A 26,718-nucleotide genomic window follows, 5' to 3' on the forward strand; every position below is an offset into this window, starting at 1 on the left:
CCGCCGCCCTCACCGCTGGAGACCGCGGTGCCGTCGGGCAGGGTGGCCGCGGTGTGGTTGGCGTTCCAGCCGATGACCAAGGCGTTGGGCGCCGTGCCGTACTGGAAACCGCGCTCGAGCAACGCGGCCTCCTCGTTCGCGGTGTGGAACCGGTCGCCGAAGGCCGGGCGGCCGGCGGCGGTGTTGGCCACCCAGGACACCAGACCCGAGCAGTCGGTGCCAGCCGGGCTGTCACCACCGGGCACGTAAGGGGTGCCCGCCACCTGATTGATCAGCGACATAATCGAAGCGAGGACAAACACAGCGCGAGACATTAACAATCAGAATTTGCCGTTCACCAATTACTGTGGTGGCACTCACATTGAACGGATAAAATGCTCTGGACTACATCTGCAGCCATTCGTATTGTCGAAAAATTGTCGTAACCGCAGGTAGAGCGCTGTTTTTTGACGTTTCCTTGAATTTGTCTGCCTGTCCCACTCCGGGCGCCGGAATTACCGGGCGATAACAACGGCGTCGCGTCGCGGCCTCATCGGAAACACTGTCAGCTATGCCCGTCCGGCGTCAACGGCGCGCCAATAGCCAGGCTTCGCCGTCGCCCTCGCCGGCCGCGATCGGGTGCAGCGCGGAGAAGGCGGCGGCCAGCTCACCGCGAACGGCGCGATGCCGCCCCGGCCGCCCGCCGACTTCACTGAGCACTGCGACCGCCAGCAGGCCACCGGGTTCCAGGCGTTCGATGATCTGCGCATCCAGCCGGCGGTCCCGAAACCGGTGACACACCACCACCGACACCGCCGGCCCGGGCGGCAGGCCGGCGTCGAGGTCCACGACGTCGAAATAGCAGGCGTCCTCGACGCCACTGGCCGCGGCGAGCGCTCGAGCCTGATCGATGGCCACCGGCGAGACGTCCAAGCCCCAGACCTTCAGCCCTCGGCGCGCCAGCCACACCGCGGCCGTCCCCGCTCCGCAGGCCAGATCCAGCGCTCGTCCGGTGGTCGGAAACACCTCGGCATGGGCGGCGAACACCCGCGGCGGCCCCGCCTCGACAGGCGACGGCGCGGGCCGGGCGGCGTATTTCTCGTCCCAGCGGAGCCGGTCGTGCTGACTCATCGTCGCCGCCGTCACCGCGGGCGCGGCGCGTACATGATGACGCCCACACCGAGCAGACAGATGAGCGCGCCCGCCACGTCCCAGCGGTCCGGCCGGAATCCGTCCAGGGCCATCCCCCAGGCCAGCGACCCCGCGACGAACACACCGCCATAGGCCGCCAGAATCCTGCCGAAATGCGCATCGGGCTGCATCGTGGCGACGAAACCGTAGGCGCCCAACGCGATCACGCCCAGACCGATCCAGAGCCACCCGCGGTGTTCACGGACGCCCTGCCAGACCAGCCAGGCACCGCCGATCTCGAACAGAGCGGCCACCGCGAACAGGGCCACCGATTTCGCCACCAGCATCGGCCCATTGTCGCAAGCCGCCGCCACCCGGTCCGCCGGGCGATGCGAGGACACCGAAATGTCGGCGAACGCCGATAAACTCCCCCACTACGAGAAAGGCTCGCCATGACGACGCTGACCTTGGGCAGTTACCCGGCCAAAAAGTGTGCTCGCCGCACGCACAACGAGCATGTGCCCGGCGACGCCGTCGTCCTCGACGTGTCGGCGGACATTCTCGCGCTGCGTGAACGGGGCCGAGCCTTCGAAGCCGAGATCGTCGAGGAGATCCGGCGCTGCCACGGCGCCTCCCCCGATGTCGTGATCCTCGATGACGCGTCGCCGGACGCCGCCGTCGAGGCGATGGACCGGGGGGTGGCGGTAATCGTCGGGGCGCGTCTACCGGACGTCAACGCCCGCTCCGGCGCCCCCGATGTCCTCGTCCGGCACGACGGTGGCTACCTGCCGGTCGACATCAAGAACCACCAGACGATCACTGCCTCCAGCCGCGGAAAAGCGGCCTCCCAACCCGGTGTGGAGGTCTCGTCATTGACCGAACCCGCTCGGCGTCTCCGGTACTCCGGGTACACCAACCGAGCCAACTCCTGGCGCGATGATGTGATGCAGCTGGCCCACTACACCCGGATGCTGCAGGATTTGGGCTGGCACGCCGGTCCGGTCGCAGCCGGCATCATCGGCACCTCCGATCTGGCTGCGCTGATCGGGTCCGGCCTCGGAATCACCTGGTACGACCTGGATGCCGAGGAGATCGAGACCTACTCGTCCTCCAGTCCGGCCCGACGGCGGAAGCGGTCACCGCTGCAGCGCTACGACCACGAGTTCGCATTTCGACAGCGAGTCGCGGCGGCCGCACGCAGCGGCGGCGAACTCGCCCGCCCGTATCGGATCGCCGAATGCGCAACCTGTGAGTGGTTCGACCACTGTGCACAGGTCGTCGGGGCTGAGGACGCCTCGTTCGCGACCGAGACCGGCCATCTCACCGTGCGTCAGTGGCAGTACCTCTACACCCGATACGGCGACGGAGGCCGGTTGAGTGTCGAACAGTTGGCGCGGGTCGACCCGGGCGGCATCGCCGAGGAATTCGTCGAGCAGTCGGTGAGCACCCGCAGCCCGCTGGACCGGTTGTCGGCGACGATCCGTCGCGCGGACATGCGGGCCCGTGGGGTGGACATCGAGGAGCTGGACGGGTCGACGCCCGAGGTCCCCGCCGCGGACATCGAGATCGATTTCGACATCGAGTGGGACACCGAGGACCGGATCTACCAGTGGGGGTTGCGGATCCGCGAAGGCCAGGATGAGACGACGGCGCGCTACGAGCCGATCGTGTCGTTCGAACCGCTCGACGAGGACGCCGAGGCGGTGTTGGCCGATCGATTCGCACGCCGCATCGCGGCGCTGCGCACCGAAGCCGACCGCCGCGGCAAATCCGTGCGCGTCTTTCACTGGTCGCATCCGGAGATCAGCCGAACCGGGCGGTTCCCAGCCGTGCGCTCAGCCCTCGACGGCATCACCGAGGACTTGTACGGCTGGTTCAACACCCACTATTTCTGCCGAACATCCTCCTCCCTCAAGAAGGTGGCAGGACTCTTCGGCTTCCAATGGGATGTCGACGACGCAGGCGGTTTGGCCTCGATGCATTGGATCGACGTGGCGCGCGCCGGTGGAGCCGACGCCGAAGCGGCCCGGCAATGGTGTCTGCGCTACAACCGCTGCGACGTCGCCGCGCAGGCGGTGATCCGCGACGCGCTGCGTGGCCGGAGGTTCGCGGTGCGTTCCTGACCGGCGCGTAACCGGCGGGCCCGCTCGGCTATTCGTCGCCGCGGGCCACCGGTCGGCCCGGCTCGGAGCTCCATTGCGACCAGGAACCGGGAAACAGCGCCGCGTGGCGGCCCAGGGCGGCGATCGCCGCGATCGGCACGGTCGCGCTGACTCCCGAACCGCAGTAGACGCCGACTTGGCCGTGGCGGTTGATGTCGCGGTCGGCGAGCAAGGCGTTGAGGGAGTCCTCGTCGAGGAAGGTGCCGTCCTCGGCCAGCACCGCCGCGAACGGCAGGTTCTTGGCGCCGGGGATGTGTCCGGCGACCGCATCGGCCGGTTCGTTGTCACCGCGATAACGCTCGGCCGGCCGGGCGTCCAGTAGCGTCATCACCCCGTCGGCGGCCTGCTGGGCGGTCACGGTGAGTCGATCGCCGGCGTAGAGGTCGTCTTGGGACACCGTCACATCGCCCGGCTTGGGGTGTACCGCACCGGTGTCGATCCGGCCGCCGGCGGCACGCCACGCGTCCAGCCCGCCATCGAGGATCCGCACGTCGGTCAGCCCGGCCGCGGTCAACACCCACCACGCGCGGCCCGAGCCGACCCGGTTCCAGTCGTCGTAGACCACGACCGGCACGCCCTGCCGGACGCCCCAGCGGCGGGCGGCCTCTTGCAGGTCGCCGCCCCGCGGGAGTGGGTGGCGTCCGCGCCCGGCCAACTCGGCGTCGCTGAGGTCGTCCTCCAACGACACGTATACCGCGCCCGGGATGTGGCCCTCCGCGTGGGCCGCGGAGCCGTCGGGCTGGTCCAACCGCCATCGCACGTCGAGGATCGTGACCGGCGCGTCGGCGTCGAGCAATTCGGCCAACTCCGTCGCGCTGATGAGCACGTCTTCGCGTCCGGGCATCGGGCCTCCTCGGTCTCGGCAGCGCACCGTCGCTGCACCGGTTGCGAGCCTACCGAGGGCGTCGGGGGGACTCCGGCGACGCCGGGCCGCCGGGTGCGGTGAGTGACCTCACTGTTTGGGCTCGTACCACTTCAGCTCGATCTCGACCTCGTACTCGATGCTGCTGCCCTTGTCTTCGCGTTCGATCTCGAACTCGCGCTCGAGCTGATCGGGCACGCTGAGACTGCCTCCGGTGCCATAGGTGATGGTGCCGCCGGCGTCCAGCTCGTCGGCGAGGCGCCGCAGTTCGGCGGCGACATCGGCGCGGGTGAGCAGACGTTCTTCCTTGTGGATCTTCTCTTCAGCCATAACCCAATCTAACCGATGGCCTCGACGGGATGACCGAAGCTGCTGGTAGAAGCCGGATTTCGGTTTTCGGCTACCCCCGGGTAGCGCCGCGGACGACCGCTAGGCACAGCTCGGTGCAGTGCGCCGCCAACTCGGTGGCGCTCTCCCGGGGGTTCTCCAGCCATGCCGTGATCAGCTGGTTGGTGCCGCCGACGATGAACATCGCGTTACGGCGCAACAAGGCCGGATCCGGCGCGTCACCGGTGAGCACATCCGGCGCTCGCGCCACGATCACGTCGGTGACGATCGTCAGGATCCGGGCGCGATGCTCCGCCAGCCCGGCGACACCGCCGACATCACCGGCGGCGATGCGGTGGATGTGCGGGTCGGCCTCGATGAGATTGAGCAGAGCGGTCAGCGCGGACCGCAGCTTGTCCGCCACGGTGCCCGGCTCGGCGAGCCCGGCGGTGGTCATCGCCTCGAGCATCTGGTCGCGCACTTCGTCGGCAACCGCGAACAGCAACGCGGCCCGGTCGGCGAACTGCTCGTAGAAGTACCGCGGGATGAGCCCGGCCGCGTTGCAGACGCCCCGGACGGTCACGTCGTTGATCCCCGACTCGCCCCAGATCGTGCGCGCCGCGGACACCAGTTTGGCGCGCCGCTCGGCGAGGCGGTCGGCGGCGCTGACCCCGCCGTAGTGGCGAACCACCCCAACCCGCTTCATTGACAGCCCCCGGCCAGGCTGCCTAAGTTCTGATCACGCACGTGTTCCAAAATAGCTCGCGCCGACCAAGGGGACCGATGAACCCGCCATTTCCCAGCCGTCATCCCGATCGGCCGCGCCCGGTACCGGCCCCGGTGCGCGCGTTCGCGCTGCTGTCGGGCATCGGCAAGCCGACTCCGACGCAATGGGAGCGACTCGGTGCGCGGTTGACCGTCGGCGACGAGCCGATGGACGACCTGGTCGAGTGGATGTCGGCGACCGGCAGCAAGCAGGTGCGGCCGCTGTTCGATCGAGCCTTGAGCGACGGCATCGCCAGCGTGCCCGAGGCACCGGAGCCGCTGCGGGAATTCTTCGCCCACATCGAATCCACCCCGTCCTGGGTCGACCCCGACCTGCTGCGGCGCGGCCAACGGGCCCTGCGCCGCGGCGGCGCGGACGGCATGTACATCGCCCGGGACGTGTCGTTCCTGGGTGGTTACCAGTTCGCCAGCTTCAACCAGACCCTGCTGCGCACCGGCGTGCTGGAGAAGGGCTCCAACAAGCGGTTCGCCGAGACCATGCAGTGGGCGATGGACGTGATGGTCGAAGACGGACTGTTGCCCGGCGGGGTCGGCTACCAGGCCACCGTGCGCGTGCGGCTCATCCATTCGTTTGTGCGCCGTCATGTCGCGGCGATGCCCGACTGGCGCAACGAGGTGTGGGGTCTGCCGATCAACCAGACCGATATGGCCGCCACCATGGTGGGGGCGCTGATCGCCCCGGTGGTGGGCATGCTCGGGATGGGCATCATCACCTCCCGCGCCGACCTGGCTGCCGTGGCGCATCTGACCCGCTACGTCGGGTGGCTGATGGGCATCGAAGAGGAATGGCTGCCCCGCAGTTTCCGCGACAGCATCCGCATCCTCTTTCACACGCTGACCGCGCTCTCCACCCCCGACGAAACCTCCAGGCAACTCGCCGTTCCCATGGCCGAAGACCCGCTGGAATGGCATTACGGCATCTTTTCCGGCCTGCGTCGCAGGCTCGCCAAGGCACAGCACCTCTCGATCACCAGCGGCTTCCTCGGCCCCAACACCATGCGCGATCTCGGGCTGCCGGCGTTTGTGCCGCCGTGGTACCAGCTGGTGCGTCTCCCGCTCAACCTCGCCCGCAGCGCCGACGCGTTGCTGCTTCCCGGTGGCATGGATCGGGCGGTGGCGCGTGGTCGCCGTGAACACGACGCGCTGATGCGCACCATGATGGGCGATGACCAGGTCGCCATCGGCGCGTCCGCAACGCACGGCAAGGTCGCGTAGGAACCGCGGCGTCAACGCCGGGGCGGACAGCTTCCGTGCGGTCCCCGGGCGACACATCGGCTCAATTCGCCGGTCTGGTCATAGATACACCACAGGAAGAATTCGTCGTTGATCTTGTTGATGCCGCCGTCGGCTTTGGCGGTGGCCGTTCCGTCGTCGATGACGACGGTCTCGTCTTGCACTGTCGCCTGATAACCGGCCCCGGTCAGCCGCTCGCAGGCCTCCTGGGCCGTCTCGGCTCCGGCGATGGCGGCCACATACCCGTCGATATCCACGTCGACCTCCTGCATCCCTAACGGTCACGTCAATCACCGCAACGCGTTTCAGCGCGGATAACGTCCCGCTTTCGCCGGCTTTCACGCTGCGCTGCCGCACTTTTCACCACGGCTCGGCGGCCGGCTGGGGCGACTACGATCGGTGCCATGCTGCCCAAGACCCGGCCCGCGCTTTTCACTGCGCTGGGCCCGCGTCTGATGCGGTGGTATTCCCGAACCAACGTGGCCTTGTATCGCGCCACCGGCGGCCGGGTGGGCGGTCACGAACTGGGCAAACCGGTGTGTTTGTTGACCACGACCGGACGCAAGACCGGGTTGGCGCGCACCAACGCGCTGGTCTATCTGGCCGACGGGGACCGCGTGCTGTTGGTGCCCGCACAGGGCGGGCTGCCGACCCACCCGATGTGGCTGCTCAACCTGCGCGCTGATCCGCGGGTACAGGTGCAGATCGGCCCGGAAGTCCGCGCGATGCGGGCGCGGGAGGCCGACGACGCCGAGCGCGCCGAGCTGTGGCCGCGGGTGACCGCACTGAATCCCCGGTGGGCGAGGTTCCAATCGTGGACCGACCGGGTCATCCCGGTGGTGATCTGTGAGCCGGTGCCGACGGCGCGGGAGTGAGCGTCCGGGTCACCCGGGCCTACATCCTCCCCGGCGCCCACGCGCGTTGACGGCCGTTCGTCGCGTTCGGCGAGGAGCCAAATCGGTTGTGGCAGGATCAGGCTGCCGGCCACGTCGAACGGACCGGCGCGGGCTCCGGAGGTGTGCCTCAATTGAGTGCCAACGACAAGCGCGTCCTGCGTCAACTCGCCTTGATCATGGGCACGGTCCTGCTCTTGATTCTCGCCGCGGTCGGTGGGTTGGACTCCACTGTGTGGCTGGTGTTCGTCCTGGTCGCTCTGGCCGCGCAGATCACCTTGCTGGGCCAGGCGGTGTTGAGCGGCCGCAAGCCCGACGATCGCCGCAGAGGTTGACCACGAACGCAGTCCCCGCCGCACCTCGCATTGTCCTGCGTCGGCGCGGCAGACTGACCGGATGGACACCTTCGAGTACGCGCCCGGCCGGCTCATGGACTTCTTCGGTGACCCCGGCCGACCGACGGTCCTGCTCTGGCACGGCAGGCAGACCGATGCCCGCACCGCTGTGCGGCCGCTGGCAGCCATGATCGCCGGCCACGGGCTGGCCGTGGCCGTGCCGGACTGGAATTCCCACGCCGACGACGGCGGACGTGCCGATCTGCTGCGGTCACTCGATGCCGCGCGAACACGTGCGCCCGAGCCCGACGACCTGGTCCTGGTCGGCTGGTCGATGGGCGGGGCCGCCGCAGCCGGATTGGCCCCCCACGCCGCCGAATACGGCGTTGGGTTCGCCCACGTGGTGTGTCTTGCCGGTGCGTTCGTCATCGCAGACCCGATCACGGGTAGCCAACCGGGCGCCGAGTTGCCGACCGGCGCGAAGTCGCCGCCGTTCACCTTGCTACACGGCGTCTTTGACACCGTTGTCCCGGCGGAGGTCAGCCGACAGTTCGCCGCCGCCCTCGACCGCGCCGACTGGCCGGTGGAGTTGGTCGAGCTGGCGGCCGACCACGGCTCGATCGCCGGTGCCGTCTATGACCCGGTGGCGGACCGGTATTCGGCTGCGGAGGACGACGACACCGTGGCGGTTGCGGCCGAGGTCGCGGCGCGGATCGCCGCGGTGGCGCACAATCACCCCTGACCGCGGTGAAACGGCTTCCCGAGGTGGCCACCATGACGGGACGAAGCCAACAGCGCCGTGACAAAAGTTCGAGTCGAACCACCCGATCGAGCCCCGAGAAACCACCCAGCGAATCACTGGCGAACGCCACCCGGCTCGCCCCACCTCCGCCGCCGCCCTTGGGGGCTACGCGTTCGGTAAAGTGCTGGGATGGGACCGGGTGTGTTGACGGCGAACACTCCGGATCTCCCCCTACCGAGCGAATCGTTTGACGGTCCCCGGAAAACCGCGTCCGATCGCCCGACGCGAGCCGGGCGGCGCCGATGAGCGGCCATCTCGACACCCGACTCGGCCGCAGGTCGCGGGTGGCGGCCTGGGCGCTGTGGGATTGCGGCGCGACCGGCGTGAACGCGGTCGTCATCACCTTCGTGTTCGCGGTGTATCTGACCGACAGCGTTGGAGCCGACCTGCCCGGGCCCGCCACTCCGGCGAGTTGGCTCGGTCGGGCCCTGACGATCGCCGGGTTGGGTGTCGCACTGCTCGCCCCGGCAACCGGTGTCTGGGTGAACGCACCGCGACGTCGCCGGATGGCACTGACCGTCCTCACCGGCCTGGTCGTCACGATGACAGCGACGATGAGTTTGATCCGGGCCGACTACCACTACCTGGGTTGGGGGCTGGTGCTGCTCGCCTGCACGGCGGCGTGTAGCGATTTGGCGACCGTCCCGTACAACGCCATGCTGCGGCAGGTGTCGACACCCGAGACGTCCGGGCGCATCTCCGGGCTGGGATCGGGCGCCGGATTCGTCGGCAGTGTGCTGCTTCTGTTGATCGTGTATTTCGGCTTCATCGAGGGCGACGGTGACACCCGCGGCTTCCTGGGCATCACGACACAGGACGGCGCCAACGTGCGCGCCTCGATGGTGCTCGCGGCGGCGTGGCTGGCGGTGTTCGCGTGGCCGCTGCTGGCGTCGGTGCGCGGCACGGCTGACAGCGAATACCGTGCGCGGATCGGGTTTTTCGGATCCTATCGTGCCCTCTGGGGTGAGGTGCGCTCCGAGTGGCGCCGCGACCACAACGTGGTCTATTACCTGGTGGCCAGCGCCGTGTTCCGAGATGGCATGACCGGAGTTTTCGCCTTCGGGGCGGTTCTGGGAGTCAGCGTCTATGGGCTCTCGCAAGCCGACGTGCTGGTGTTCGGAGTCTGCGCCAGCATGGTCGCCGCGATCGGCGCGGTGCTCGGCGGTCTGCTCGATGACCGGCTGGGTTCCAAGCTCGTCATCGCCGGGTCGCTCGCCGCGATGATCGCCACCGGTCTGGTGCTGCTGGCGGCATCCGGCCCGTCCGCGTTCTGGGTCTGCGGTCTGCTGCTGTGCTTGTTCGTCGGGCCCACCCTCGCGTCCGCGCGAGCCCTGATGATGCGGTTCTCCGCCGAAGGGAAGGAAGGCGTCGCGTTCGGCCTCTACACCACCGCCGGACGGGCGGCGTCGTTCCTAGCGCCGTGGATGTTCTTCACCTTCGTCGACCTGTTCGATTCCGACCGGGCCGGCTTAGCCGGGCTCTGCGTGGTCCTGGCAGCGGGCCTGACGTTGATGCTGACCACCGTCCGGGTGCCGGCCAGGGCACACTAGCGTGTGGATCACGTTGTTGGCCATGGCGATTGCGGTCAGCCTGGAGCCGTTCCGGGTCGGCATGACGGTCCTGATGATCAACCGGCCCCGCCCTGAACTGCAGCTCCTGGCCTTTCTCGCGGGCGGGTTCGCGATGGGCACCACGGTCGGGATGATCGCGTTGTTCGTCTTGCGACCGGCCGCGCAGTCGGTGCATTTCACCCTGCCGCGAGTGCAGGTGATCGTCGGGGCACTGCTCCTGCTCAACGCCGCAGTGGTCGCCACCGGCGTGGTGGGGCGCCGCACGGCGGGAGCCAGCGGCGCGGTCGCACAGCGATTCGAACCGCTGCTCACCCGGGTCCGACAGCTACTCAACAGCCGCTCGCTGTGGACGGCCGGTGTCGCGGGCCTCGGTATCGCGCTACCGTCCGTGGACTACCTGGCGGCACTAGCCCTCATCGCCGCTTCGGGTGCCGCTGCCACCGTGCAAACCGGTGCCGTGCTGCTGTTCAACACGGTGGCTTTCGGGTTCGTGGAGATCCCGCTGCTCTTGCATCTGGTCGCCCCGGACCGCACCCGCGCCGCGCTGGCAGCACTGCAGCGTTGGATGCAGACCAGGCGTCGCCGCGCGCTCACCGTCTTGTTGGCCACGGTCGGCTGCGTGCTGATCGTCGCCGGTCTGGCCGGCCTGTAGCCCCGCAGCGCCCGGTCACTCCGTGGCGCCGGGTGCCACCGCGTCCTCATCCGCCGGGCCGGCCGATGCGGCCTGTGCCGACGGTGTGTCCGGCTGTTCAGACGCTGATTCCGGTGCTTCCGGTGCTTCCGCGTCGGGTAGCTGGTTCACCAGATATTCGGCCAGTCCCCCGATCGTCGGGTAGTCGAATACCGCGGTCGCATTGATCGTGAACGCCCCGCCGAATTGACTGTGCAACCGGTTGCGCAGCTCGATCGCCATCAACGAGTCGGTGCCCAGATCCAGGAACCGGCTCGTCGCGGCGGGCGGTTGCGCCAGCCGCAGGAAGGTCTGCACCTCGCTCTGCAGGAACTCGGTCACGAACCCGGCCCGCTGCGGTACCGGGATCTCCTGCAGGCGCTTCAGCAATTCGCTATCCCCGGTCGCCTCCCCGACCGCACTGGGCAGCACGAGATCCAGGATGGGCGGACGGGAACTGCCCAGCACCTTCGCCGCCCGCTGCCAGTTCGCCTTGATCACGGCGGCCTGGGCATTCCCGCTGGCGACGACCTCGGCGAGGGCCGCCAGTGCCGCGGACGGCTCCAGCGGAACCAGCCCTTGCGCCCCGATATTGGTCTTGGCGGTCTCCGACGACGCCATCCCACCCTGGGCCCACGGTCCGAAGTTGATTCCGGTGGCCGGTAGGCCGCGCGCTTGCCGTTGCGCGACCAACCCGTCGAGGAACGCGTTGGCCGTCGCGTAGTTCGACTGCCCGGGCGAACCGAACAAGCTGGACACCGACGAGGACACGATGAAGAAGTCCAGGTCGTCATCGGCGGTGAGCCGGTCCAGATGGCAGGCACCGTACGCTTTGGGCGCCAACGACGTCCGGAATCGCTCGACGTTCTGCTGGGACAGCAACGCGTCGTCGAGCACACCGGCCAGGTGCACCACTCCGGCCAGCGGCGGAAGCTCCGCACGGGCCTTGGCCAACAGCTCCGCCGCCTCGGATTCGTCGCCGACGTCGGCGGGGTACACGTGTATGCGGCACCGATAACGGTCGGTGATCTCGTCGATCACCCGTTGCGCCTCGGCGTCGGGTTCTCCGCGGCTGGTCAGCACGAGGTCACCCGCACCTCGCTGGGCCAGATACGCCGCGGTGTGCAACCCGATCGCTCCGAGGCCGCCGGTGATCAGATAGCTCCGATCCGCTCTCGGCTGTAGTGGATTCGGGATCTGCAGAACGATCTTCCCGATGTGGCGGGCCTGCTGCATGCGGCGGAACGCGGCCCGCGCTTCGGTCAACGGATAGATCTCCGCGGGCAGCGGCTTCCACTCGCCGCGTTCCATTCCCTCCGACACCTCGGTCAGTAGCCGTTTGATGTGCTCGGGACGCTGCAGGGTGGTCACATCCAAGGCGACGATCTCGTAGGCGATGTCGGGGCGGGCTGCGGCCATCTGCTCGGGGGTCCAGATGTCCCGCTTGGCGATCTCGGCGAACCGGCCGTTCTGTGCGGTAGCCCGCACGGTCGCCTCCAGGAATCCCTCGTTGGTCAGGCTGTTGAGGACTACGTCAACACCGGTGCCTTCGGTGTCAGCCAGGATCTGGTCCGCGAAGTCCGTGGTCCGCGAGTCGTACACGTACTGCACACCCATCTTGCGCAGGGTGTCGCGTTTGTAGGTGCTGGCGGTTGCGAAGACGATGGCACCGTGCTGCTGAGCCATCTGGATCGCGGCCAATCCCACACCGCCGCTGGCGGCATGGATCAGCACCCGGTCACCCGGTTGCAGTTTCGCCCAATCGAACGCCAGCCGCGCGGTGAGCGCCGCTGCCGGGATAGTGGCCGCCGCGACCGGGTTCAGCCCCTCGGGCACCGGCGCCAGCAATTGGGCCGGCACGTTGAACCGGGTGGAGAACGCCCCCTGCATGAAGCCGTAGACGCGCTGACCGACCTCCAAGCCGGTGACGCCGTCACCCAATTCGGTGACGACGCCGCAGAAATCGCCTCCGATCGGTCCGGGATCACCCGGGTAGAGGCCGAGTACGTTGAGCACGTCGCGGAAGTTCAGGCCGGCGGCCTCCACCCGGACCTGCACGTAGCCCTCGTCGGGCGGAGGTACCTCGGTCTCGACCAGCCGCAGGTTGTCGATCGCGCCGCGCTCGGTCGGCGCCAACACGTAATCGGTGGAGCGCGGCACCGTCGGATGGCCGCTGCGCGCCCACGGCACCAGCCGGGAGGCCAACAGCTTCCCCCGACGGAAGGCGAGTTCGGGCTCGTCGACCGGTGCGGCCAGCAGGTCGGCTACGGCCCGTGCCACCTCCGGCGATCGATCGCAGTCGAGCAGTCTGCACCGCAGCCCGGGCTCCTCGTTGATCACCGTGCGCCCCAGCCCCCACAATGCCGACTGTGCGGGATCGACTGGCTCGCCGGACTCGGTGGCCGCGGCCTGCTCGGTGACGATCCACAGGCCGCCGGGCAGTCGCACCTTGCCGGCCTGCACGGCGTGGACGGCGCCGAGCAGGTTCGCGACCTCCGCCTCGATCCGCGCGGCGACGTCGGCGGCCGATTCGTCGGCTCCGGCCGCGGCGCATCGCCATACGACACCGGCGAACGGCATGCCGCGGTCCTGGGCCCGGTCGAGCAGCTCGCCCAGCGGCTCGGTGTCGGCGGCCGGTTGGACCGGGATACAGCCCGGGACCCTCGCCGCCAGCTCGTCGAAGCCGGCGATCAGCCAGGTGCCGCTGATCTCGCCGGTCTCGCCGTCGGGCAACGGCACTTCGTGCCAGCCCAGGGTGTAAAGCAACCGGGCGCTGTCGCCGCCCAGACCGCGCAGCAGCGCCTCGCGGGGCGCCCGTTTGACGGTGAACTCCCGGATCCCGCCCAACGGACTGCCGTCCCGGTCCAGGAAGTCGAGGTCGAAGACCTGCGTCTCGCTGTCGAGCGCGCTGGTGTGCCACCGCGCTCGACAGTAGAACCGGCGCGGCATCCGCGCCCGCAGGCTCACCTGCCCGTACCGCAGCGGGAGGAACAGATCGTTGACGCCCTGCTCGGCCGCGAGCATCGCCGGAAACGCCGGGAAGGCCACGCCGGTGCACAGGTCCATCAACACCGGGTGCATCGGTTCCGAGCCGAGTTGCTCGGCGAGCTCCTCGCCGACGGTGATGTCGCCGATCGCCTCCCCCTCGCCGAGCCACAGCGATTTGAGCGAGCCCGACCACGTCGGGCCCCACGCCAACTCCATGTCGGCGAAGACCTCGAACAGCTCCTGGGGGCGCATCCGACTCATCCGCTCGGTGGCGGTGTCGATCGGGTCCACCGGCTCCGCGGCCGGATCCTCGGCGGCGGCTCCGGCGCTGACGGTGCCATCGGCGTTCAACGACCAATCGGTGCCGCGTTCACCGTAGGGGCGGCTGTGCACCCGGAAGCTCCACTCGCCCTCGGTCTCCGACGGATGCAGGGTCAGCTGGACCTCACGAGAGCTCTTCTCGGGAAGGATGATCGGCTCGTAGAAGAAGACGTCCTTCACCCGCGCCGGCGGACCGACCGCGGCCAGGGCCATCGCCGCATACGTCGCCCCGGGTACGACGACGGTGCCGTAGATGACGTGGTCGGCGAGCCACGGCTGCGATCTGACCGACAGCCGGCTGGTGTAGACCACCTCCCCGGAGGCCAGATCCTTTGCGCTGCCCAGGATCGACGACACCACGTCACCCTGGATTCCGGAGCCGGCGATGCCGGAGGTCTTGGGCCAGAAGCGCCGGCGCTGGAAGGGATAAGTGGGCATGACGAGCCGGTGCCGCGGCCCGCCGGCCAGGGCGGCGAAGTCGGGCAGATGACCGCTGACGTAGGCGGTGGCCAGCGCATCGGCGACCTGACGCCGATCGTCGGTGCCCTTGCGCAGCGAGACGATCGCCCGCGGCGCGGCGAGATGCTCCGGCCAGATCTGGACCGCCGCCCCGATCAACACGGGCTGTGGCCCGATCTCCATCAACACCGAACAACCCAGTGCGGCAACGGTTCGCACGCTCTCGACGAATTGCACCGGCTGGCGGGAATGCCGACGCCAGTAGCCCGCGTCGATCGGGGTCTGCGCCGTGAGCACCGCCCCGGTGCGGTTGCACACCAGCGGCAACGTCGGAAGCTCGAACCGCAACTCCGCCGCGCAGGACTCGAATTCGTCCAACACCGGGTCCAGTAGCTCCGAATGGAACGCGTGGCTGGTCTCCAGCCAGGTGCAGCGGATCGCGTCGGCCTCGAATCGGTCGACGATCTGCTCCAGATCCTCTCCCCGACCGGAGAGCACGGTGTTCGGACCGTTGTAGGCGGCGACCGAGACCCGCGGGAACTCGGCGGCGATCTCCTCGACGTGCTTGGCGTCGGTGAACACCGCCACCATCCGCCCTCCTTCGGGGAGGCTGCCGAACAGCCGCCCGCGCTCGGCGATCAGGCGGATGCCGTCTTCGAGGCTGAAGACCCCGGCCACGCAGGCCGCCGCGTACTGGCCCACGCTGTGGCCGAGGACGACGTCCGGTTCGATACCCCACGACTGCCAGAGCCGAGCCAGGCCCATCTCGACGGCGAACAGGGCCGGCTGTGCGTAGGAGGTGTCCCGCAGGCGTTCGTCGGCCGCTCGATCGGTGGCGAACATCACCTCCAGCAGCGGTACCGGCAGCAGGTCGCGGAGAGTGTCCGCGCACCGGGTGACGGTCTCGGCGAACACCGGTTCGGTGTCGAACAACTCCCGCGCCATCCCGGGATATTGGCTGCCCTGGCCGGTGAACAACCAGGCCGTCGTCGGATGGTTGGCGTGTTCGCCGCGCACGATGCCCGGCCGCAGCCGGTTTTCGGCCAGGTCGGCCAGGCCGTCTCGTGCGCTCTGCACCGAATCCACCACCAACGCCGCGCGATGTTCGAAGTGCGAACGGCCTACTCCTGCGGTCAGGCAGACATCGGCGAGGTCGACATCGGGGTTCTCGGCCAACCACGCCTCATAACGACCGACCACCGCGGTCAGCGCCTCCGCTGAGCGGGCGGAGAGCGTCAGCACGTTGACCCCGTGACCTGGCCGCTCCGCGCCGCGACCCTGGGTCGGGGCGGCGTCGTCTTCGGTCGATTCGGTTACGCCGCTGCGGTGGGCCGACCCGGTCGGATCGCCCGGCTGAACCTGGGTCTGCGTGTCGGGGACCGCCACGCTCGGAGCCTCTTCGACCAGCACATGGGCGTTCGTGCCGGTGAACCCGAACGAGCTCACCCCGGCTCGGCGCACCCGGCCGTTGGGAGACCACGGCAGCGCCGTGTCGACGACGCGCACCGGCAGCGAATCCCACGGGATGTGCGGTGAGGGGGTGTCGAAGTGCAGGCTCTGCGGCAGCGTGTTGTGCTGCAGCGACAACACGACCTTGATCAGACCGGCGGCGCCGGAGGCCGATTCGAGGTGACCGACGTTGGTCTTCACCGCCCCCAGCAGCAACGGCCGGTCCGCCTCCCGTGCCCCGCCGAAGGCGGCCGCGGCGGCTTGCACCTCGATGGGATCCCCCAACGGGGTGCCCGTTCCGTGCGCCTCCAGGTAGTCGACGTCGCCGCCGGACAGGCCGGCCCGAGCCAGCACCGATCCGATAAGGCGCTGCTGGGCACCGCCGTTGGGGACCGTCAAACCGCTGGAGGCGCCGTCCTGGTTGACTCCACTGGCGGGGATCACCGCCAGGACGCGATCGTCGTCGCGCTGGGCGTCGCTGAGCCGCTTGAGCACCAGCATGCCGCAGCCCTCACTGCGCACGTAGCCGTCGGCGGAGGCGTCGAAGGTCTTGCACTGGCCGACCGGCGACAGCATCCGTGCGCGGGAGGCGGCGATGAACGTGACCGGACTCAGCAGGACGTTCACCCCGCCCGCCAAGGCCATGTCGCAGTCCCCGGCGTGCAACGCCTGGCAGGCCTCATGGACCGCGACCAGCGCCGAACTGCACGCGGTGTCGACCGCCACCGCCGGTCCTTCGAACCCGAGCGCGAAAGCGACCCGGCCGGAGATGGCGTTGACGGCGTTGCCGGTGATGAAGTAGGGCTCGATCTTGTCGACGGACTCCGACGACAGCAGGTGTGCATACTCGTTGGCGCCCACACCGGCGAAGATGCCGGTCCGGCTGCCGCGGAGACCGGCAGGGGCGTAGCCGGCGCGTTCGAGGCCTTCCCAGACCGTCTCGAGCATCAGTCGCTGCTGGGGTTCGATCCAGCCGGCTTCCCGCGGGGAGATACCGAAGAATTCCGGATCGAATCCGTCGACGGCGTCGAGGAATCCGCCGCGACGCGTGTAGGTCTTGCCCGCGGTCTCGGGATCCGGGTCGAAGAACTCGTCGATATCGAAACGATCCTCCGGAATCTCGCGGATCGCGTTGCCGCCGGCGGCCAACAGTTCCCAGAATGCTTCGGGGTCGGCTGCGCCGGGGAACCGGCAGGAGACCGCGATGATCGCGATCGGCTCGTCGGTGCGGGTCGGCGCCGCGCCGGCCGGACGCGACCCCGTTCCGTCGACCGTGGCGGCCTCGTCCAGGCCGAGCACCTCGCCGAGCAGATACCGGGCCGCATCGGAGAGCCGGGGGTGGTCCATGACCAGGGTCACCGGGATGTTCCGGCCCAGCCCCTGCTCGATCCGCTGCCGCAATTCGACGGCCATCAACGAGTCCATGCCCAGGTCGAAGAACCCGGCGTCCTCGTGGATCTCGGCCGGGTCCACCCGGGTCACGTCGGCGACCGTGTCCCGCAGGTAATCGCTGAGCAGACGCTTCCGTTGCTGCACGGGGGCGTTGCCGAGCCGCTCGACGAAGGCCGTCTTCCCCGACGAGGTCACCGCCGCGGCCGCGTCGGCTTCCCGGGTGGGCACTTCGCGTTCCAACTCGGCCAGGAAGGCCCGCCGGCCCGCCTGCTGGTAGAGCGGCAGGAACCGTGCCCAATCGATTCGGGCGATGACCCCCTGCGCGGGGCCCCGACCCGAACCCGCCACGACCTCGGCGAGGCCGGCGAGCGCGTCGGCGGGCCCGAGCGTCTTGACGCCGCGCTGATCCAAGCGCGCCCGCGACTCCGGGTCGGCCATACCCGTCGACCACGGCCCGAAGTTCACGCTGACGCCGGCGGTCCCCCGCTGGCGCAGCCGCCAGGCCATCCCGTCGAGGAAGGCGTTGGCCGCACCGTAGGCGGTCTGCCCGAATCCGCCCCACACCGAGGCGATCGAGGAGATGTTGATGAAGAAATCGAGGTTCCGCTCCGCGGTGGCCTCACTCAGGTGCCAAGCACCCCAGACCTTCCCGGCGAAGACGCGATTGACCTCGTCGTCGGTCAGGTCACTCAACGGGGTGGTGCCGAGTTCGCCCGCCGCGTGGATGATGCCCGCCAGCGGCGGCAGCTCGGCCTGCACGGCGGCGAGTACGCGGCTGACATCGTCGGCGTCGGCGACGTCGGCGCCGATGACACGGATATCGCAGCCGTACTGTTCACTCAGTGCATCGATGCGCCGCCGGACCTCGTCGCCGGGGCCACGCCGGCCGGTCAGCACCAGGTGCTTGGCGCCCTGTGCCGCCAGGTGGCCGACGATTTCCATCCCGATGGAGCCGAGACCGCCGGTCACCAGATAGGTTGCGTCGTCACGCAACGGCAGCGGCGTGCCGCTGGGCGGCTCGGCGCTCCGGACCAGCCGGGGGACGAAGGTTTCGGACCCGCGCAGCGCCAACTGGTCTTCCCGGCTGCCGGAGCCGGCCCGCGCGGCGATCCGGGCGAGCAGCGTCGACCATTCCTCAGCGGAGCCGGCCGTGAGGTCGGCCAGGCCGCCCCAGAGGTGCGGCATCTCCAGCGCTGCGGCACGACCGAAGCCCCACAGGCAACTCTGATCCGGTGACACCGGGTCGGTGTCGAGGACCCGTTGTGCTCCACGGGTCACCAGCCAGATCGGTCGGCGCAGTTCGGCAGCGGCCGCGGCGCGGAACAGCCGTCGGGTTCCCGTCAGGATCTGATGCTGCATCCGCGACAGCGACCGGGTGGCGGGCTCGGCTTCCGGCCCCAGCGCGGCCACGTGGACCACGCGCAGCTCCGTCCCCGACGTCGACTCCGCTTCCACTGCGGCGCGCAACTCCTCGGCGAGCTGTTCCTCGTCGACCTCGGTCAACGGCAATCCGACGATCCGGCACGGCTCCCCGCGCTCGGCGAGCGCAGCGGCCAGGGGCTTGACGGCGTCGGTGCCGTCCCCGATGAGAAGCCAGGCGGTCTGTCCGCCGGTTTCCGCGTTTGCGATCGGAGTGGTGGACTTCTCCCACCGGATCTCGTAGCGGCCGTCGGCGATGGACTGAGTTGTCCGCTGCCGATTGTGTTGGGCCGCAAGCTTGGCCAGCACGCTCACCGTCCGGCCGTCCCCGTCCGGTCCGTCGAGCAGCGCGGCAAGCTCCTCGATCCGTCCGTCTTCGAGCAGCGCGACGGCTCGGGTGCGGGCGGGCACGTTCTGCAACGCGTTGGGCTGTTCACGATTGTCGCGATACCAGTACTGGCGGTGTTCGAACGGATAGGTGGGCAGGTCCACTTTGCATGCGGACTGCCGGGCGGCCGCTGCGAAGTCGGGGAGACTGCCTGCGGTGTAGGCCGCGGCCAGAGCCTCGATGATCTGCCGATCGTCGGCGGTGTTCCGGCGCAGCGAAGCGATCGCCTGCGGCGCGGTAGCCGGATCGGGCCACGCCCGCAGCGCTGCGGCCGTGAGGACCGGTTGTGGGCCGATCTCCAGTAGCACTTTGCAGTTCAGTTCCGCCAGGGTGCGCACGCTCTTGGCGAACTCCACCGGCTGGCGTGCGTGCCGGCGCCAGTAGGCGCCGTCGAGCTGCACGCTCCGGCCGAGGGCGGCTCCGGTGCGGTTGTCGATCAGCATGCACCGCGGCGTCTGAAAGGTGAATCCGTCGGCGTAGGACTCGAATTCGTCGAGGATCGGATCGAGCAACGACGAGTGGAAGGCGTGGCTGGTGTCCAGCCAATCGCAGCGCACCCCGTCGGCGCCCAGTGCGGCGACCGCCTTCTCCAGATCCGATGCGGGGCCGGACAGCACGGTGTTGGCGCCGTTGTAGGCGGCGACGGAGAGCGACGGGAACTCGTCGGCCAGACTCTCGACCCGCTCGGCGGCGGCGAACACCGCGGCCATCCGCCCGCCTGCGGGAAGACTGCCGAAGAGTCGACCGCGTTCGGCGATCAGTCGGGAGCCGTCCTCCAGGCTGAACACTCCCGCGACGCAGGCCGCTGAATACTGGCCCACGCTGTGGCCCAGCACCACGTCGGGCTCCAGCCCCCACGACTGCCAGAGCCGTGCCAACCCCATCTCAACCGCGTAGAGGGCGGGCTGGGCGTAGGCGGTGTTCCGCAGGGTTTCCTCGCCATCCGGTCCGGCCGTATCGAAGATCACGTCCAGTAGCGGCTTTTCGAGCACATCGGAGATCGCTGCCGCGCACCGTTTCACGGTGTCGGCGAAGACCGGTTCGGTGTCGAACAACGCCCGGGCCATGCCGGGGTATTGACTGCCCTGACCGGTGAACAGCCACGCGGTCTTCGGCGTGCCGTGGGACTCCGCGCGGACCAGACCGGGCGCGGGACGCTCATCGGCGAGCGCGCCGAGCAGGTCGACCGCGGACTGCCTGCCATTGACCACCAGCGCGGCTCGATGCTCCAAGTGGGCGCGCCCCGCCCCTGCGGTGAGACACACGTCGGCCAGGGTGGCCGCGGGATGCTCCCCCATCCAGTGCCGGTAGTCGGCGGCGAGCCGGGCCAACGCGGCCGGGGTGCGCGCCGACAGCGGCAAGATATCGAACCGCGGGCTCGTCGGCTCCTCAGCCAGGTCCGGCGCCACGACCGACCGCCCGGCTGCGACCGGAGCCTCTTCGATGATGACGTGGGCGTTGGTCCCGGCGAATCCGAAGGAGCTGACCCCCGCGATCCGTGGCCGCTGCCCGTCGCGTTTCCAGGGGGTGGCCTCCTTGACGACCCGCACCGCGAGCCGGTCCCACGGGATGTGCGGCGAGGGGTTCTCGAAGTTGAGGTGCCGCGGGATCAGCTCGTTCTCCAGGGCCAGCACGACCTTGAGAACCCCGGCGATCCCCGCGGCCGCCTCCAGATGCCCGATGTTGGTCTTCACCGACCCCATCAGCAGCGGTTCGTCGGGCGCACGCCCGGTTCCGAGCACCGCGCCGGCGGCCTGCACCTCGATCGGGTCGCCCAGCGACGTCCCGGTGCCGTGCGCTTCCAGGTACCCCACGTCGTGGGGTTGCAGGCCGGCGCGCCGAAGCGCATCGGCGATGACCCGCTGCTGGGCGACGCCGTTGGGCACCGTCAGCCCCCCGGATGCGCCGTCCTGGTTGACGGCGCTGCCGCGGATCACGGCCCGGATGTGGTCACCGTCGCGGATCGCGTCTTCGAGACGTTTGAGGACCACCACGCCGCAGCCCTCACCTCGGACGTAGCCGTCCGCGGCTGCGTCGAAGGTCTTGCACCGGCCGTCCGGGGCGAGCATGTGGGCCTGCGAGAACGTGATCATCGTCGCCGGGGTCAACAGAACGTTGGCACCGCCGGCCAGCGCAAGGTCGCATTCACCCGCGCCCAGGGCTTGGCACGCCTGGTGGATAGCGACCAGCGACGAACTGCACGCGGTGTCGACCGCGACGGCGGGGCCCTGCAGCCCCAGGCGGAAACTGATCCGCCCCGCGGCCGCCGCATTCGACGTCCCGATCGCCATATAGGCCTCGATCTCCGGGTAGGTCAGTTCGTCGGAGGCCATCCCCAGGTAGTCGTGGGTGGCAAGGCCGACAAAAACGCCGGTGTTGCTCCCGGCCAGCGACGTCGGTGCGATACCCGCATGCTCCACGGCGCGCCATGCGGTCTCCAGCAGCAACCGGTGCTGTGGGTCCAGCAGCCGGGCCTCGCGCACCGAGATCCCGAAAAACGGTGCATCGAATCCGGTGACGTCCTCGACGAATCCGGCCCGCCGGGTCGCCACCTTGCCCGGGGCGCCGGGTTCCGGGTCGAAGAATTCATCGACATCCCAGCGGTCCGGCGGCACCTCGGAGACCGCATCCCGACAGTCCCGCAATACCCCCCAGAAGGCGTCCGCGTCCGCTGCCTCGGGAAAGCGCGCCCCGTAGCCGATGATGGCAAACCTCGAGGCCGCCTCACAGAAATTCTCGTGAGATTCCATATCGTCGTCCTCCCCGGGCGGGACTCGAATGCCTCCGCCAGAACGCAGCAAACCCGTTGCGACTCAACGGTCACCGCTCGGCAATGTTGCACGATCACACGTAGTATGCACGCAGAAGTACCCCGCGACGCAACTGTCGCCTAGCATTCTCCAAGGGGCGTGCGGGTTATCGGTAGGTGTAGTCGTGCGGCCGCCGGTGACGAGCCGGCCGAACTACCAGCCGGGGGACGGGAAGGTGCAGCGCCGTGCGCATTGGCGAAGTCACGATCGGCACGCTTGACGAATGGTCGTTGCGGCCGGGTTCGGTCACCTCGTGGCACCCCGTGCCCGCCGCGGCGGAGAAGGCCCGGCGCGCACCGGTGAGCTCGGTGCCGGTCAGTTACATGCAGCAGCAGCACCTGCGCAACTACTGTGAGCGGACCGCCGCGGGATTGACCTTCTCCCGGCAGATCATCGCCAGCTGCGAAGTCACCGGCGAATGCGACGTCGACGCGATGGACCGTGCTGTCAACGAATATCTGCGCCGCCACGACACGTTCCGGAGTTGGTTCGAACAAACCGAATCCGGAGAGTTCGTCCGGCATGCGTTCGAGGATCCCGAAGATATCGAGTTCGGGCCGATCGACCACGGCTACCTGACCGAAGACGAGGTTCGCAGCCACGTCGTGTCGATCCCCTCTCCGCTGGAGTGGGGTTGCTTCACCTTCGGGATTATCCAGAACGAGGGTCGCTTCACCTTCTTCGCCGCCATGGATCACGTGCACGGCGATGCGACACTGATCGGGACCACGATGGTCGAAGCCAACGGAATGTATTCGGCGTTGAGCGGGAGCGGACAGTCCCTCACCCTTCCCGATGCCGGCAGTTTTGATCAGTTCTGTATTCGCGAGCGTGAATACGCGGCCGAACTGACAGTGGATTCTCCCGAGGTTCGCGATTGGATCGAATTCGCCGAGAACAACAGTGGCGGCTTCCCCGAATTTCCGCTGCCGTTGGGTGATCCGCTGAAGTCGACCGGCAGCGATATGACATCGGCGATGCTGATGGACCCGGCCCAGACCGAACAATTCGAATCCGCCTGCGCAGCGGCCGGTGCACGTTTTGTCGGCGGTTTGTTCGCCTGCCTGGCCTTGGTCGAACACGAGTTCACCGGGGCTCTCACGTACTACGGCCTCACCCCGAGGGATTCTCGCAAGGCCGATGACAATTTCATGACTCAGGGCTGGTTCACCGGGTTGATCCCGATCGTCGTCCCGATCGCGGCGACCACTTTCAACGAAGCGGCTTGGGCGGCGCAAACCTCGTTCGATTCCGCGCTGGATATGGCGAAGGTGCCGTATTACCGCGCCCGTGAATTAGCGCCGTGGCTGGACTGGCCGAAACCCAATTTTCCGGTGTCGAATTTCTTCCACGGCGGCGCCGCTCCGCTCAACGCCATTCTCGCCGCGGCTGACATGGGACTTGCCGAGAACATCGGAATTTACCCCGACGGGCGATACTCCTATCAGCTGACGATTTACATTTTCCGATACGGGGAGGGCACGACCATGGCGATCATGCATCCCGATAATCCGGTCGCGGTGAAGTCCGTCGTCCGGTACATGGACGCGGTGCGCTCGGTGTGTACACAGGTCGCCCGCAGCGGGAGTTGGGGGCGGCTCGCATAGCCGGGGTCCGCAGCCGGATGCGCAACCTTCTCCGTCGGGTGACGTCGCGAGGCGGCGGTGAGTTCGCCATGCGTCCGCTCGCCGGCGTGGTGGTGCGGTGGCCCTGGGCGGTGATCGCGGTCTGGATCATGATGGCGGTCGCTCTGCCGTTGGCGGTCCCCTCTCTGACCGAGATGTCGGAGCGCCATCCGCTCGCCATCCTGCCCAACGACGCGCCGTCGAGTGTCACCGCACGCAAAATGGCGGAGGCGTTCGGCGAATCCGGCAGTGACGACCTGCTGATCGTGGCGTTGGTCAACGAGGACGGGCTGACCAAAGCCGACGAGGAGACCTACCGCCACCTGGTCAAGGTCCTCGGCGACGACCTCACCGACGTCGAGACGGTGCAGGATTTCATCGGGACACCGCAGCTGCGTCAATTTCTGACCAGCGAAGACGACACGACCTGGGTGTTGCCGGTGGGCCTGGTCGGCGAGTTGGGCACGCCGCGGTCCTTCGAATCGTTCAACCGGGTCTCCGAGGTCATCCGGCAGGCCGTCGGTGACAGTTCGCTGACCGTGCACCTCACCGGTCCCGCGGCCACCGTCGCGGATCTCACCGTCGCCGGGCAACGCGATCGCATGCCGATCGAGATCGCGATCGCGGTTCTGGTGCTCACCGTGTTGCTCGTGGTTTACCGGAACCTGATCACGATGTTCCTCCCGCTGATCACGATCGGGTCGTCGCTGTTGATCGCGCAGGCCGCGGTGGCCGGCTACTCCCTGCTGACCGGATCGGGGGTCTCCAACCAGTCCATCGTCTTCCTGAGCGCGATCATGGCCGGCGCCGGAACCGACTACGCGGTCTTCCTGATCAGCAGATATCACGACTATCTCCGCGCCGGCGCCGACTTCGACGAGGCGGTGAAGGCGGCGATGATCTCGATCGGGAAGGTCATCACCGCATCCGCCGCGACCGTCGGGATCACCTTCTTGCTGCTGGGCTTCGCCAAGATGGGCGTGTTCCAAACGGTCGGGATCTCCTCGGCGATCGGCATCGGCATCGCCTATCTCGCCGGGCTGACGCTGTTGCCCGCGATCCTGACCCTTGCCGGACCGCGCGGATGGGTCAAGCCGCGCCGCGAACTGACCGCCCGGCTCTGGCGGCGTGCCGGCGTCCGCATCGTGCGGCGACCGGTGATCAATCTGGTTGCCAGCGCACTCATCCTGGCGTTGTTGGCCGGCTCCGCGATCTTCGCGCACTACAACTACGACGACCGCAAAAGTGTGGCGGCGTCGGCGCCGAGCTCTATCGGCTACGCCGCATTGGAACGCCATTTCCCGATCAGCCAGTCCATCCCCGAATACATCCTGATCCAGTCACCGCGTGACCTGCGCGCGCCGCGCGCCCTGGCCGACCTCGAACAGCTGGCCTCCCGGGTAGCTCAGTTGCCGGACATCGCACGGGTCAGCGGCATCACCCGGCCATTGGGGGAGGTGCCCCCGGAGTTCCGGGCCACGTATCAGGCGGGGTTGGTCGGCGACCGGCTGGCCGACGGCTCCGGTCAGATCAAGGAGCGCGGCGGCGACCTGAACCGGCTGAAGGACGGAGCGGGTACGCTCGCCGACAGCCTCGCCGACGTCCGCAACCAGGTCAACAAAATCGTTCCTAGCCTCGAGAATCTCGTCACCACGTTCTCCTCAGCCAGAACCGCTTACGGCGGCGATCAATTGGTGCGTGACGTCGACACTGCCGCCAAGCTCGTCGACAGCATCAACCTGCTCGGCAACTCCATGGGCATCAACTTCTCCGCCGTCAAGGACATGTTCCTGTGGATCGGGCCGGTGTTGGCGGCGCTGCAGGGCAACGCGGTCTGCGATGCGAATCCCTCCTGCCGTGCCACCCGCGCGCAGTTCGAGCGCCTCACCGTCGCCCACGACAACGGCAGCCTCGACCAGATCAACGATGCGGCTCGCCAGTTGCAGGACTTCGGCGGCGGGCAGACCCTCTCCGCGACGGTGAAACGGCTCAACGCTGCGTTGGCCGACGTCGCCGAAGCCGCCCGATCGATGGGGCTGAACGAGCCGGGTGGCGCGCAGGGCGCCCTCACTGACCTCAAGGAGAACGCCAACCGACTGGCCGACGGCAGCAAAGAAGTCGCCGGCGGAGTCGACGAACTGGTCAGCCAGGTCAAGGCGATCGCCGCTGGCCTCAACGAGGCCGCCGCGTTCCTGTTGACGATGCGCAGCGAGGCGGCGAGCCCCTCGGCCGCGGGGTTCAACATCCCGCAGGAAGCGTTGGGGCTGCCGGAGTTTCAGGAGGCCGCCAAGGCGTTCATCTCACCGGATGGCCACACGGTGCGCTATCTGGTGCAGACCAACCTCAACCCGTTCAGCGCCGAGGCGATGGATCAAGTCGACCGGATCAGCGACATCGCCGCCGGCGCCCAACCGAACACCACGCTCGCCGACGCCACGATCTCGATGGGCGGCTACCCCGCCGCGTTGCGCGATACCCGCGACTACTACCAGCACGACATCCGGTACATCATCATCGCCACCCTCATCGTCGTCCTGCTCACCTTGATGCTGCTGTTGCGTGCGGTCGTCGCTCCGCTGTATCTCGTTGGCTCCGTGGTGGTCTCGTTCTTCGCCGCGCTCGGGATCGGCGTACTGACGTTCCAGTTCCTCTTCGATCAGCAATTGCACTGGAGCGTGCCACCGTTAGCGTTCGTGGTGTTGGTCGCGGTCGGAGCCGACTACAACATGCTCTTGATCTCGCGACTGCGGGACGAGTCTCCGCGCAGCGTCCGGTTGGGCGTCATCCGCACGCTGAGTTCGACCGGCGGCGTCATCACCGCCGCGGGCTTGATCTTCGCCGCGTCGATGGCCGGCCTGCTGTTCTCCAGCATCGGCGTCGTCGTCCAAGGCGGATTCGTCATCGGAGTGGGCATCCTGTTGGACACCTTCGTGGTGCGCACCATCACCGTGCCCGCCATCGCGACGCTGGTGGGGCGGGCGAACTGGTGGCCGTCGCGAGTGGGTGCCAGACGCTCACCACCAGCGGAGATCACGGCGCCCAGCGACGTCATCGAAGAACCGGCCGGTACGGACGAGTGAGGTAGACCGCCATGTACATCTATGGAAAACTTGGCA

Annotated in this window: 17 protein-coding genes; 9 read left to right on the plus strand and 8 right to left on the minus strand. The window is 68.4% G+C overall.

Going from position 1 to position 26,718, the window contains the following annotated elements:
• The 3 genes from A5643_RS04215 to A5643_RS04225 form a co-directional block, all read right to left on the minus strand.
• Positions 1-314 (minus strand): NlpC/P60 family protein (locus A5643_RS04215; RefSeq protein WP_197497638.1); only part of this gene is annotated, 314 nt, incomplete at its 3' end.
• Between the two features lie 250 nt (positions 315-564).
• Positions 565-1,110, minus strand: coding sequence for a class I SAM-dependent methyltransferase (locus tag A5643_RS04220; protein WP_066852325.1), 546 nt, complete (start codon positions 1,108-1,110; stop codon positions 565-567).
• An 11-nt stretch (positions 1,111-1,121) separates the two neighbouring features.
• Positions 1,122-1,457: a YnfA family protein gene (locus tag A5643_RS04225; protein ID WP_066852265.1), complete on the minus strand. Its 336-nt coding sequence runs from the start codon at positions 1,455-1,457 to the stop codon at positions 1,122-1,124.
• 105 nt (positions 1,458-1,562) lie between these two features.
• On the opposite strand from A5643_RS04225, the gene A5643_RS04230 reads away from it, so the two are divergent.
• The gene (locus tag A5643_RS04230) at positions 1,563-3,233 is read left to right on the plus strand and encodes a ribonuclease H-like domain-containing protein (protein ID WP_066852267.1); all 1,671 of its coding nucleotides are present in this window, start codon (positions 1,563-1,565) and stop codon (positions 3,231-3,233) included.
• Positions 3,234-3,261: 28 nt separating this feature from the next.
• Here A5643_RS04230 and A5643_RS04235 read toward each other — a convergent pair whose 3' ends face one another.
• The 3 genes from A5643_RS04235 to A5643_RS04245 all read right to left on the minus strand — a co-directional run bounded on the left by A5643_RS04235 (position 3,262) and on the right by A5643_RS04245 (position 5,167).
• Positions 3,262-4,116 (minus strand): sulfurtransferase, encoded by an 855-nt coding sequence (locus tag A5643_RS04235; protein WP_066852269.1) that lies wholly within the window; start codon positions 4,114-4,116, stop codon positions 3,262-3,264.
• Positions 4,117-4,224: 108 nt separating this feature from the next.
• A complete protein-coding gene (locus tag A5643_RS04240; protein WP_066852270.1) occupies positions 4,225-4,464 on the minus strand; it encodes an amphi-Trp domain-containing protein in 240 nt (79 codons plus the stop codon).
• 70 nt (positions 4,465-4,534) lie between these two features.
• Positions 4,535-5,167 carry a TetR/AcrR family transcriptional regulator gene (locus A5643_RS04245; protein ID WP_066852271.1) on the minus strand — a complete coding sequence of 211 codons (633 nt, stop codon included), beginning with the start codon at positions 5,165-5,167 and terminating at the stop codon, positions 4,535-4,537.
• A gap of 77 nt (positions 5,168-5,244) precedes the next feature.
• On the opposite strand from A5643_RS04245, the gene A5643_RS04250 reads away from it, so the two are divergent.
• Positions 5,245-6,462: an oxygenase MpaB family protein gene (locus A5643_RS04250; RefSeq protein WP_066852273.1), complete on the plus strand. Its 1,218-nt coding sequence runs from the start codon at positions 5,245-5,247 to the stop codon at positions 6,460-6,462.
• An 11-nt stretch (positions 6,463-6,473) separates the two neighbouring features.
• Here A5643_RS04250 and A5643_RS04255 read toward each other — a convergent pair whose 3' ends face one another.
• The gene (locus A5643_RS04255) at positions 6,474-6,752 is read right to left on the minus strand and encodes a hypothetical protein (RefSeq protein WP_066852275.1); all 279 of its coding nucleotides are present in this window, start codon (positions 6,750-6,752) and stop codon (positions 6,474-6,476) included.
• Positions 6,753-6,884: 132 nt separating this feature from the next.
• On the opposite strand from A5643_RS04255, the gene A5643_RS04260 reads away from it, so the two are divergent.
• From A5643_RS04260 to A5643_RS04280, 5 genes are all read left to right on the plus strand, one after another.
• Positions 6,885-7,355, plus strand: a complete 471-nt coding sequence (locus A5643_RS04260) for a nitroreductase family deazaflavin-dependent oxidoreductase (protein WP_066852277.1) — start codon at positions 6,885-6,887, stop codon at positions 7,353-7,355.
• Positions 7,356-7,507: 152 nt separating this feature from the next.
• A complete protein-coding gene (locus A5643_RS04265; RefSeq protein ID WP_156628521.1) occupies positions 7,508-7,708 on the plus strand; it encodes a hypothetical protein in 201 nt (66 codons plus the stop codon).
• A gap of 61 nt (positions 7,709-7,769) precedes the next feature.
• Complete coding sequence (locus A5643_RS04270) at positions 7,770-8,450, plus strand: alpha/beta hydrolase (RefSeq protein WP_066852280.1); 681 nt, start codon at positions 7,770-7,772, stop codon at positions 8,448-8,450.
• A gap of 302 nt (positions 8,451-8,752) precedes the next feature.
• Positions 8,753-10,060, plus strand: coding sequence for an MFS transporter (locus A5643_RS04275; RefSeq protein ID WP_066852282.1), 1,308 nt, complete (start codon positions 8,753-8,755; stop codon positions 10,058-10,060).
• 1 nt (position 10,061) lies between these two features.
• Positions 10,062-10,733 carry a GAP family protein gene (locus A5643_RS04280; protein WP_066852283.1) on the plus strand — a complete coding sequence of 224 codons (672 nt, stop codon included), beginning with the start codon at positions 10,062-10,064 and terminating at the stop codon, positions 10,731-10,733.
• A 15-nt stretch (positions 10,734-10,748) separates the two neighbouring features.
• Here A5643_RS04280 and A5643_RS04285 read toward each other — a convergent pair whose 3' ends face one another.
• Positions 10,749-21,917, minus strand: coding sequence for a type I polyketide synthase (locus A5643_RS04285; protein WP_066852285.1), 11,169 nt, complete (start codon positions 21,915-21,917; stop codon positions 10,749-10,751).
• Positions 21,918-22,162: 245 nt separating this feature from the next.
• Here A5643_RS04285 and A5643_RS04290 point away from each other — a divergent pair, with 245 nt between their 5' ends.
• Both A5643_RS04290 and A5643_RS04295 read left to right on the plus strand, forming a co-directional pair.
• Positions 22,163-23,584: a condensation domain-containing protein gene (locus A5643_RS04290; protein WP_066852287.1), complete on the plus strand. Its 1,422-nt coding sequence runs from the start codon at positions 22,163-22,165 to the stop codon at positions 23,582-23,584.
• 68 nt (positions 23,585-23,652) lie between these two features.
• Positions 23,653-26,682 carry an MMPL/RND family transporter gene (locus A5643_RS04295; protein ID WP_066852289.1) on the plus strand — a complete coding sequence of 1,010 codons (3,030 nt, stop codon included), beginning with the start codon at positions 23,653-23,655 and terminating at the stop codon, positions 26,680-26,682.
• Positions 26,683-26,718: the final 36 nt, after the last annotated feature.

Origin of the sequence: Mycobacterium sp. 1274756.6 (assembly GCF_001668625.1) — a bacterium.
Taxonomy (GTDB): Bacteria; Actinomycetota; Actinomycetes; order Mycobacteriales; family Mycobacteriaceae; genus Mycobacterium.

What these genes read in the sequence shown, in the direction of transcription:
- A5643_RS04220 (WP_066852325.1), bottom strand. Translation starts at nt 1,110, where the DNA reads ATGAGTCAGCACGACCGGCTCCGCTGGGACGAGAAATACGCCGCCCGG.
- A5643_RS04225 (WP_066852265.1), bottom strand. Translation starts at nt 1,457, where the DNA reads ATGCTGGTGGCGAAATCGGTGGCCCTGTTCGCGGTGGCCGCTCTGTTC.
- A5643_RS04230 (WP_066852267.1), top strand. Translation starts at nt 1,563, where the DNA reads ATGACGACGCTGACCTTGGGCAGTTACCCGGCCAAAAAGTGTGCTCGC.
- A5643_RS04235 (WP_066852269.1), bottom strand. Translation starts at nt 4,116, where the DNA reads ATGCCCGGACGCGAAGACGTGCTCATCAGCGCGACGGAGTTGGCCGAA.
- A5643_RS04240 (WP_066852270.1), bottom strand. Translation starts at nt 4,464, where the DNA reads ATGGCTGAAGAGAAGATCCACAAGGAAGAACGTCTGCTCACCCGCGCC.
- A5643_RS04245 (WP_066852271.1), bottom strand. Translation starts at nt 5,167, where the DNA reads ATGAAGCGGGTTGGGGTGGTTCGCCACTACGGCGGGGTCAGCGCCGCC.
- A5643_RS04250 (WP_066852273.1), top strand. Translation starts at nt 5,245, where the DNA reads ATGAACCCGCCATTTCCCAGCCGTCATCCCGATCGGCCGCGCCCGGTA.
- A5643_RS04255 (WP_066852275.1), bottom strand. Translation starts at nt 6,752, where the DNA reads ATGCAGGAGGTCGACGTGGATATCGACGGGTATGTGGCCGCCATCGCC.
- A5643_RS04260 (WP_066852277.1), top strand. Translation starts at nt 6,885, where the DNA reads ATGCTGCCCAAGACCCGGCCCGCGCTTTTCACTGCGCTGGGCCCGCGT.
- A5643_RS04270 (WP_066852280.1), top strand. Translation starts at nt 7,770, where the DNA reads ATGGACACCTTCGAGTACGCGCCCGGCCGGCTCATGGACTTCTTCGGT.
- A5643_RS04275 (WP_066852282.1), top strand. Translation starts at nt 8,753, where the DNA reads ATGAGCGGCCATCTCGACACCCGACTCGGCCGCAGGTCGCGGGTGGCG.
- A5643_RS04285 (WP_066852285.1), bottom strand. Translation starts at nt 21,917, where the DNA reads ATGGAATCTCACGAGAATTTCTGTGAGGCGGCCTCGAGGTTTGCCATC.
- A5643_RS04295 (WP_066852289.1), top strand. Translation starts at nt 23,653, where the DNA reads ATGCGTCCGCTCGCCGGCGTGGTGGTGCGGTGGCCCTGGGCGGTGATC.